This window comes from Acrocarpospora corrugata (genome assembly GCF_009687845.1).
GTDB lineage: Bacteria > Actinomycetota > Actinomycetes > Streptosporangiales > Streptosporangiaceae > Acrocarpospora > Acrocarpospora corrugata.
In genome coordinates, this window is record NZ_BLAD01000132.1 from 1 (window position 1) to 8,346 (window position 8,346).

An 8,346-nucleotide genomic window follows, 5' to 3' on the forward strand; every position below is an offset into this window, starting at 1 on the left:
GGTGATGGGATTGGAGTCGCCGAAGCCCAGAATCCCCATGCTCCGCTGCGCCCCGGCGGCCGTCTTCAGCAGCCACTCACCCCGCGAGGGAACCCACACCATCTGATCGGACCTACCGTCACCGTCGTAGTCGTTCTCGGCGGACGACGCCGAGCCGCCGGGAATCACGTTGGAGTACCGGTAGGCGCTGTAAACGGATGCGGGGTGACCGCCGATTCTCCCAGTGAATGTCCTGTTGGTCTCGTGCTCGGGGGGTGCGCTCCCGTCGCTACCGCCACCGAAGCTGAAGACCGAGAAGTGGACATGGTCCGGTTCCCAGTGGTCGAAGAGGACGGCGTGGTGCTCACCGTTCGGCCCGTTGACCACATTGAGGAAGTCGCCGGGGCGCAGGTCGGTCGAACTGGACGGATGCGCGCTGATCAGTGAAACTCCGGGCGCCGTTCGCAGCGTCGTGGTGTTGTAGCTCGTGTTCATGTGCAGCGCCATCGACACCGCCCCCGAACAGTCCGGGCGGTACTCCTTGCCCTGCACATCAAGCGCGTTGGTTCTCCCGCTGCTGTCGTACCTGATGTAGGGCCGCCGGTTCACCCAGTCCCAGGCACGCGCGATCACCTCCGACTGGGCGATCTGGCCACCGACGCTGGACGCGGCTGAGGCTGGAGAGGTCTGGACCACGCTCAGGCCGAGCGTGCAGGCGATGACCGCCAGAACGAAGGCGAGTAGATGGGCTAAGTGATGGCGCTGACGAGCGGTGCCGTTCATTGTTTTCTTCCGATCGCTTTGCGTAGGAGAGGTTCCGACAGCCACCGCAGTCTCACCAGACGTGCTGTAGTCCGCCTTAAACCAACCTGTAGCTCGCGAACGGCAACACTGAAGCGCGGCCGGAAAACGTCCGGGGCGATTTCAGCGTCCGGCAGGTGGAACAGAGGTCGGAGCCGGAATCACGTGGCCCGCGACAGGGCCGTAACAGGCGGCCGCCGCGTGCGAGACGAAGGCCCAGTAGCGGTCTCCGTACGACCAGTGCCACCACGCGGCCGGGTAGTTGACCAGGTTGACGGCGGTGAGCGCGGTCGCGAGGATCAGCCTGTTCTCCGCGGCCTGGGGCGGCAGGCCGGTCGCGGCGGTGTGACACCTGTCGCCGAGGCCGGCCGGGGCGGCGCACACCTCGGTGCCCATGGGCAGTTCGATCCCGCCGTCGGTCGAAAGGGTCAGGTCGGCGGCGGCGCCCGCCACGTGCGCGGCGGTCTCGGGCGGGGCCAGGTGACGGCTCGCCACCTCCCGTACCCGCTCCTCCGGCCAATCCGGATGGCCGGCGCTGAGCTTCGCGCGGTACTCGGCGAAGGAGCGGCGCCGCGGCATCGGGCGGTAGCCCTCGACGATCAGCAGGCGCAGCCCGCGGGGCAGCAGGGTCTGGGCGGCGACCAGCCGGTCGACGACGCTTTGCCGCAGATGGGGGTAGGCGTCGCCGGTACCGGCCAGGCGGGTGTCCACGCGCAGCACTCCGAGCGTACGCAGATCGATCAACCGCTCGCCGCTTTCCACGATCGGAACACCGGTGACGCGCCGATCCGACATTAGAACGATCTCCGACATTGTTCCCAGCCCGCTCGCTGTGCTCGTACACCAGAGAGGGTGAGACCGACGCCTTAAGAATCCCTGTAGTCCACCTTTAGCGGGCATCCTCGGACAGCTCTTCGTACTCGCGAGAGCCGTACGACCGGAAGATCTCCAGTGCCTCGGCCAGGATCGTGCGGGCCTTCCCGGTGTCGCTGAGCGCCTCGTGCACACGCCCGAGGTCTCTCAACGCCCGTGCCCGCCACAGGGGAAGGTCGAGCTCATCCCATATCCGCAGGGATCGCCGGATATGCTCGCGGGCGTCCCCGAGCCTTCCCTCCGCGAGGTCCAGTTCCCCGAGGACCCGCAGCGTGATCGCCTCGCCCCATCGGTCGCCCAACTCCCGGCAGGTGTTCAGCACCTCTTCGAGGGGCCGCCGCACCTCGCCGAGCCTGCCCATCCGGATCTGTGTCTTCGACCATGTACGCAGGCAGTACGCCTCCATCAGCTCGTGCCCCATCTCGCGGAAGATCTTCAGGGCCTGGTTTCCCGCGTCCTCGGCGCTTTCGAGCTCTCCCCTGGCGCAGTGGTAGAGCGCCATCGACCGGAGGGTCATGCCCTCGCCGCGACGGCTCGAGATCTTCCGGTACAGCCACAGGGCTTCTCCCAGGTCGCTCCAGGAAGCCTGGTAGTCGCCCCGCTCCAGATGCACGGTACCGGCCAGCCGCTTGACGTTGGCGGTCGCCGCCTCGTCGCCGATCTTGAGCCACAGCTCCTCGGCCCCACTCAGGAAGTGCAGCGCTTCGGGCAGATACCCCTGCTCGCGGCAGGCCGCGCCCAGCCCGGCGAGCGAGGCGGCCTCCCCTCTGATCTCGCCCGCGATCCGGAAGATGGTCAGCGCCTGGCTGAAGAACTCCCTCGCCTCCGCGAAGCGATCCTGCTCGTACCTGAGCTGGCCCATCTCCGCGAGGAGCGTGGCCTCGCCACGGGCGTTGCCGACCCGGCGGGCGACGGCGAGGGCGGCGCTGTGGGTACGGTTCCACGCCTCGAAGAGGTTGTCGGTGACGAACACCGAGCCGCACAGCGCCGAGGCCAGCGCGACCGCGATCTCGTCCAGATCCAGGGCTGCCGCCAGCTCGACGCCTTTCACCAGGGCGTCCTGCTCGGCCTCGAACCACGCGTGCGGGTCGGCGAGCACGGCTCGCGCGACGGGAGGATCCACGGCCGCGGCGGCCGGGTAGGCGACGTGCAGGGATATCGCTCCGGACGGGGCCGCGTCGGTGATCTGCCCGAGCAGCCACAGCCACCGGCTGAGCACCCGCGTGACGGCGGCGGTGCGCGCCTCCAGAGGCTCCTCGGCCTCGGTACGTTCCCCGGCGAACAGGCGGACCAGCTCGTGGAGGCGATAGCGTACGTGACCGACCCCGTCGACCCCTTCCACCTCGACGAGCTGGGCGTCCACGAGCTGCTCGAGCATTCGCTCCGCCTCGTCATGCCCGGCCTCGATCAGCGCCGCGGCGATCCAGACGGGAAAGTCGGGAAGTCCGAGCGAGCCGAGGCACCGCAGTGTCCTCTTGCCCCGCTCGTGGAGCATCCGGTAGCTCAGCATGATGCTCGCGCGCACCTCCTGATCTCCCACCGCGAGCTCGTCCAGCCGGTGGCGCTCGTCGGCGAGCCGGCCCGCGAGGAACGCCACCGACCAGCGTCGCCGCGCGGCGAGCCGGGCCCCGGCGATCCGGATGGCCAGCGGCAGGTGCCCGCACTGCTCGACGATGCGCGCCGCGGCCTCCGGCTCCGCCTCGATCCGCGCGGGTCCCGCTATGCGGCTCAGCAGCTCGACCGCCTCCTCGCGCGCGAGGACGTCGAGCTCGACCAGGGCGGCGCCGGACAGCGCCGCGAGCCGGTTGCGTGAGGTGATGAGCACACCGCAACCCGCGCTGCCGGGCAGCAGCGGCCGGACCTGCGACTCGGTGGCGGCGTCGTCCAGCACCACCAGGACCCTGCGTCTGGCCAGCATCGAGCGGTAGTGGGCGGTACGGTCCTCGGTGCTGTCGGGTGGGACCTCGCCGAGCTGCCGCAGAATCCGCCCAAGCACCTCCCCGGGGGCGAGCGGGGCCTCGGAGGTCCCGAGCAGCTCGATGTAGAGCTGGCCGTCGGGGTAGTGGCCCGCGACGCGGTGCGCGGCGTGGACGGCGAGGCTGGACTTCCCGCTGCCACCCGGCCCCGAGACGACGCAGACGGGCATGGACGAGCCCGCCGCCAGCAGCGTGGTCAACGCGTCGGTCTCGGGGGCTCGGCCGGTGAAGTCGATCGTCGCAGGAGGCATCTGCGCGGGCACGAGGCTGTGCCTCTTCGGTGGCGACACCGGCCCGAGCAGGGCGGCGTTCGACTTGAGGATCGCCTCGTGGACGGCGCGCAGCTCCGGCCCCGGCTCCACGCCGAGTTCCTCGACCAGCGCCTGGCGCCCCTGACGGTAGACGGCGAGCGCGTCCGACTGCCTGCCCACCCGGTAGAGAGCGATCATGAGGTCGCCACGCAGCCGCTCATGTGTCGGGTGGCGGCTGACCAGTGCCGTCAGCTCGCCGAGTACTTGTGCGTGCCTGCCGAGCGCGAACTCGGCGCCGATCAGCTGCTCGCTGATCGTCAGTCGCAGCTCGTCGAGCCGGGCCGCCTCGGCCTTGAGGAACGAGTCGCCCACCCCGCCGAGCGCCGGTCCTCGCCACAGTGCCAGCGCGGCCCGGAAGGTCTCCACCGCCTCATGGTGCCGCTCGGCCGCGGCCGCCTGGCGCCCTTCGGCGGCCAGGCGTTCGAACTCGCGGCGGTCGAGCGACCCGGCGGGCACCAGGACCGTGTAGCCCGCCGGGTGGGAGACGATGACCTCCTCCTCGCCGAAATCCTGGAACAGGCGGCGCAGCACCGAGACATAGGTGTGCAGGATTGCCCTGGCGGTCCCCGGCGGGTCCTCCCCCCAGAGCGCCTCGACGAGCCGATCGGACGGGACCACCCGGTTGTCGTCCATCAGCAGCGCGGCGAGGAGCGCCTGCGGTTTTCTCGCGCCTAACGGCACGAGCCGATCGCCGCACCACACTTCCAACGGGCCAAGGAGCCGGAACTCCATACGTGACTACCTCCGGTCAGGGCCAGCGTGGATTAGGTACCGCTTCGATAAAACGAGATTCGGGGCGCCTCCGTCACCGGAGGCGCCCCTTTACGGCCGCTGGTCGGCTTGGTGCCGGTTCTCCACCGCTTGCCGGTTCGTCGCAGTCTTTACGGACAGGAACTTGTTGACTGGGCTTCGACGAATGCGTATGCATGGTTTTCGACCTTGACGAAGGTTGAACCTTGGCCGCGCCGGTCGTAACGCTCGGTCCAGTTCTTGTAGGGGATCGAGAACCTGACCCTGAAGCACCAGCCTGCGTCTACGCGGAAGGAATCCCAGTCCTGATCCCAGGGGGTGTGACCGCCGGGGCCGACATAGAGCGCTGGGGCATCGACGCAATCCGTCCCCGAGTTGCCGGTTGTACCACCACAGCTGACCCGCCAAGATTTGTAGGCGGTAATCCCGTAGGCGCTCTGATTCACCGTGGTAGAGCAGAAAATGCACTCTCCAGCTGCCGCGGCTGCCGGGGCGGGCGCGAGCCCCGCAGGGACGGCGACGGACATGGCGAGTGCGGTGAGTAACCGGGCGGTTCTGGTGAAGCCCTTCATGAACGTACGCGGCATTGTTCTCTCCATCTACGCTCGGCGGACTCCTCGGCCAATCCCGGGATCTCCCGGACTGGGCGCCGTCGTGAGTGTCCGAGACGGCGGTATAGGCATGCTTCATCTTCGCTATAGGCGCTCATCTGCCGAGGTCGGGACGCTTTACCGGACTTGTGATCATCGCGTGCTCGGTGGCCCCCACTCGGGTCCGTGTCATCAGCCGCAGAGTAGCTCTGAGTAACCACTGTTAGGTGGATGTGGCCACTGGTTCTCTGTTTCGAGTCCGGAGAGCTCGCCTCCAACCGACGCGAAGAACAGGAACTGGGGATGTTGTGCCTGCACATTCTCCAGTCGGCCGTCTGATCAACACGCTGATGATCCAGGACACCCTCGCCCTACCCGAGTGGGAGAACGTCCTGACCGACGCCGACCGGCGCGGGCTCACGCCGCTGTTCCACACCAACATGACCCCCTACGGTGAGATCCAGCTGCGCACCGACCGGCGCCTGGACCTCACCGACCTGCCGACTGCGTAACGCCGGACGCTCGCCCGTTCCGGCGGCAGCGCGGCTGGACCATCCCGGCGCTCGATGCCGGCGGGGCGTACGGCGATACTGTGGGCGTGAAGTACGTGTCCAGAGTGCCGCGACCGCCGCTGGACGGGCTGATCGACGACCTTTACTACCTGGAGGGTGCGCCGCCGTACGCCCGGCTGACGCTGCCGCCGAGTCCGTCGGCGTTGCTCATCGTCAACCTCGGGGCGCCGTTCCGCATCCGCGCCGGCACCGACATCGAGACGGCCGAGTACGCCGACGGCTGCGTGGTCACCATGCCCACCCGCGCCTTCGAGTTCGGCTATCCGCCGGGGACCCGGTCAGTCGGCGTGCACGTCAAGCCGTGGGGGCTGGCGCCGTTCCTGCCGATGCCCGCGGCCGAGCTGTGTGACCGGCCGGTGACGGTGGAGCAGGTTTGGGGCCGGCCCGCCATTGCTGAGCTGCGAGACCGGCTGGCCACGGCGGACGGACCGCACGAGATGCTGACGCTGCTCGAGGAGGAGCTGATGCGACGGCTGTGCGAGACCGCCGGTCTGGGGCTGGTCCGCCATACGAGCAGCGTCATCGCGGCGACCAGCGGGGCGGTGGCGATCGGCGACCTGAGCGTGGCAGCCGGTGTCAGCAGCACTCATCTGGCACAGCGGTTCAAGGAGCTCATCGGCGTCACGCCGAAGCGGCTGGCCCGCACCTACCGCTTCGCCGCCACCGTGTTCGCGATCAACCCCGCCGGGCCGATCGACTGGGGCGACCTCGCCGGTGGCGCAGGCTACTTCGACCAGGCCCACTTCGGCCACGAGTTCCGGGCGTTCACCGGGCTCACGCCGACCCGGTACGTCGAAGTCCGGCGGCGGTTCCTGCGCGAACATCCCGGCCACGCGCTGGACGGCTGGCCGCTGCCGGCCGATTGATTTCTTACAAGAGCGACAGCTCACGACACGCTAATTTGGGGACACCCCAAAGCAGAGGAGAGCCCGTGGGCAAAGTAGTCATGTACGCCTCGGTGTCGGTGGACGGCTTCGTCGCGGACGAGAATGACCAGCCCGGACCGCTGTTCGACTGGTTGACCAGCGGTGACGTCCCGTTGGACGAGAGCGGCGTATTGAAGGTGTCGCAGACGTCCTACGACTACACCCGGGCGTACTGGGAGCAGATCGGAGTCACAATCGCCGGGCGCCACGTATTCGACCTGACGGACGGCTGGGACGGGAAGCCGCCGGGCGGGATCGACCACGTGGTCGTCGTGTCGCACCGGCCGATGCCCGAGGGCTGGGACGCCGAGGCGCCGTTTCACTTCGTCGACGGCGTCGAGGCAGCCGTGGCCAAGGCGCAGGAGCTTGCGGGCGACCGCATGGTCGAGGTCGCCGCTGGCGACGTCGGCGGCCAGGTGCTTGCCGCGGGCCTGATCGACGAGGTGCGCATGGACGTCGTACCCGTCGTGTTCGGGTCCGGCAAGCGCTACTTCGGGTCGGTCCACGCGCAGCACCTGTTGGAGGATCCTGACGTGGTGATTCAGGGCAACCGGGTGCTTCACCTGCGCTATCGGGTGCGCCGTTGACCGATCTGAGCGGGTACGCGAAGAAGTCCACTGCAAACGGTGACACAAGATCGGGCCTCCGGCTGCGTTTGCGCATCGCGGCCAGTTCCTCCAGCACCTCGACAGCGCCCTTCTGCCGTTACGCGATCCCGCTGTCGGGCTTGGCCGCCACCGCTGAGCCTCACCAGGACCGGTTGAACAGCCCCCGCTCGAAGGCCACTGCGACGGCGGCGGCGCGGTCGTTGACGCCGAGCTTGGCGTAGATGTGCAGCAGGTGGCTTTTCACTGTGGCCTCGCTGATGAACAGGCGGGAGGCGGCCTCGCGGTTGGTGGAGCCGCGGGCGATCAGCGTGAGCACTTCCAGCTCGCGTGCGCTCAGCGGATCGGTCGGCGCGCGCACCTGGCCGATCAGCCGGGTGGCCACTGAGGGAGACAGGACCGCCTCTCCGCGCGCGGCGGCCCGCACGGCGCGGACCAGTTCCTCGGGCATCGCGTCTTTCAGCAGGTAGCCGGTCGCGCCCGCCTCGATGGCCGGCAGCACGTCGCTGTCGGTGTCGTAGGTGGTCAGCACGAGGATCCTGGCCGTACTGCCGCGCTCGGCCAGCCGCCTGATCGCGGTGACCCCGTCGGTGCCCGGCATCCGCAGGTCCATCAGGATCACGTCGGGCCGCAACTCCTCGGCGAGGATGACCGCCCGCGCGCCGTCACCCGCCACCCCGACCACCTCGAAGCCCGGCTCGCCGGTGAACATGCCGCGCAGGCCGTCGCGAACGATGGGATGGTCGTCGACGACGATCAGCCGGATCGGGGGCTCACTCACCTGGCCTCCTGAGCCGGGACCGTGGCCGAGACGGCGGTGCCCCCGCCGGGCTCCGACTCGATCTCCAGGCTGCCCGCCAGCCCGGTCACGCGTTGCCGCATGGACGTCATGCCGAAACCCCCGCTGTGGGTGCCCGGGATGAACCCGGCACCGTCGTCGCGCACGTCCAGCGTTACCACGTC

General features: G+C 69.0%; 8 protein-coding genes and 1 pseudogene. 3 read left to right on the forward strand and 6 right to left on the reverse strand.

All coding sequences use genetic code 11. The features are described 5' to 3' along the window. The 4 genes from Acor_RS40450 to Acor_RS40465 all read right to left on the reverse strand — a co-directional run. The coding region (locus tag Acor_RS40450; RefSeq protein ID WP_218034810.1) for a hypothetical protein at positions 1-762 on the reverse strand (762 nt) is incomplete at its 3' end. A 141-nt stretch (positions 763-903) separates the two neighbouring features. Then, entirely contained in the window at positions 904-1,575 is a 672-nt protein-coding gene (locus tag Acor_RS40455) for a M15 family metallopeptidase (RefSeq protein ID WP_246239825.1), read from the reverse strand. Between the two features lie 94 nt (positions 1,576-1,669). Continuing rightward, positions 1,670-4,621: an AfsR/SARP family transcriptional regulator gene (locus Acor_RS40460; protein ID WP_246239826.1), complete on the reverse strand. Its 2,952-nt coding sequence runs from the start codon at positions 4,619-4,621 to the stop codon at positions 1,670-1,672. Positions 4,622-4,821: 200 nt separating this feature from the next. Further along, entirely contained in the window at positions 4,822-5,277 is a 456-nt protein-coding gene (locus Acor_RS40465) for a hypothetical protein (protein ID WP_155342060.1), read from the reverse strand. 264 nt (positions 5,278-5,541) lie between these two features. On the opposite strand from Acor_RS40465, the pseudogene Acor_RS46585 reads away from it, so the two are divergent. The 3 genes and pseudogenes from Acor_RS46585 to Acor_RS40480 all read left to right on the forward strand — a co-directional run. Beyond that, positions 5,542-5,792, forward strand: a pseudogene (locus Acor_RS46585) (Tn3 family transposase); the annotation flags it as partial. A gap of 86 nt (positions 5,793-5,878) precedes the next feature. Further along, positions 5,879-6,718 (forward strand): helix-turn-helix domain-containing protein, encoded by an 840-nt coding sequence (locus Acor_RS40475; RefSeq protein ID WP_218034811.1) that lies wholly within the window; start codon positions 5,879-5,881, stop codon positions 6,716-6,718. A 65-nt stretch (positions 6,719-6,783) separates the two neighbouring features. After that, complete coding sequence (locus Acor_RS40480; protein WP_155342061.1) at positions 6,784-7,365, forward strand: dihydrofolate reductase family protein; 582 nt, start codon at positions 6,784-6,786, stop codon at positions 7,363-7,365. A gap of 160 nt (positions 7,366-7,525) precedes the next feature. On the opposite strand, the gene Acor_RS40485 is transcribed toward Acor_RS40480, so the two are convergent. Next, positions 7,526-8,164: a response regulator gene (locus Acor_RS40485; protein WP_155342062.1), complete on the reverse strand. Its 639-nt coding sequence runs from the start codon at positions 8,162-8,164 to the stop codon at positions 7,526-7,528. Beyond that, the coding region (locus tag Acor_RS40490; protein ID WP_340163134.1) for a sensor histidine kinase at positions 8,161-8,346 on the reverse strand (186 nt) is incomplete at its 5' end. The genes Acor_RS40485 and Acor_RS40490, both read right to left, overlap by 4 nt.

Coding starts and splice junctions, on each gene's coding strand:
- Acor_RS40455 (WP_246239825.1), bottom strand. CDS start 1,575: ATGTCGGATCGGCGCGTCACCGGTGTTCCGATCGTGGAAAGCGGCGAG.
- Acor_RS40465 (WP_155342060.1), bottom strand. CDS start 5,277: ATGCCGCGTACGTTCATGAAGGGCTTCACCAGAACCGCCCGGTTACTC.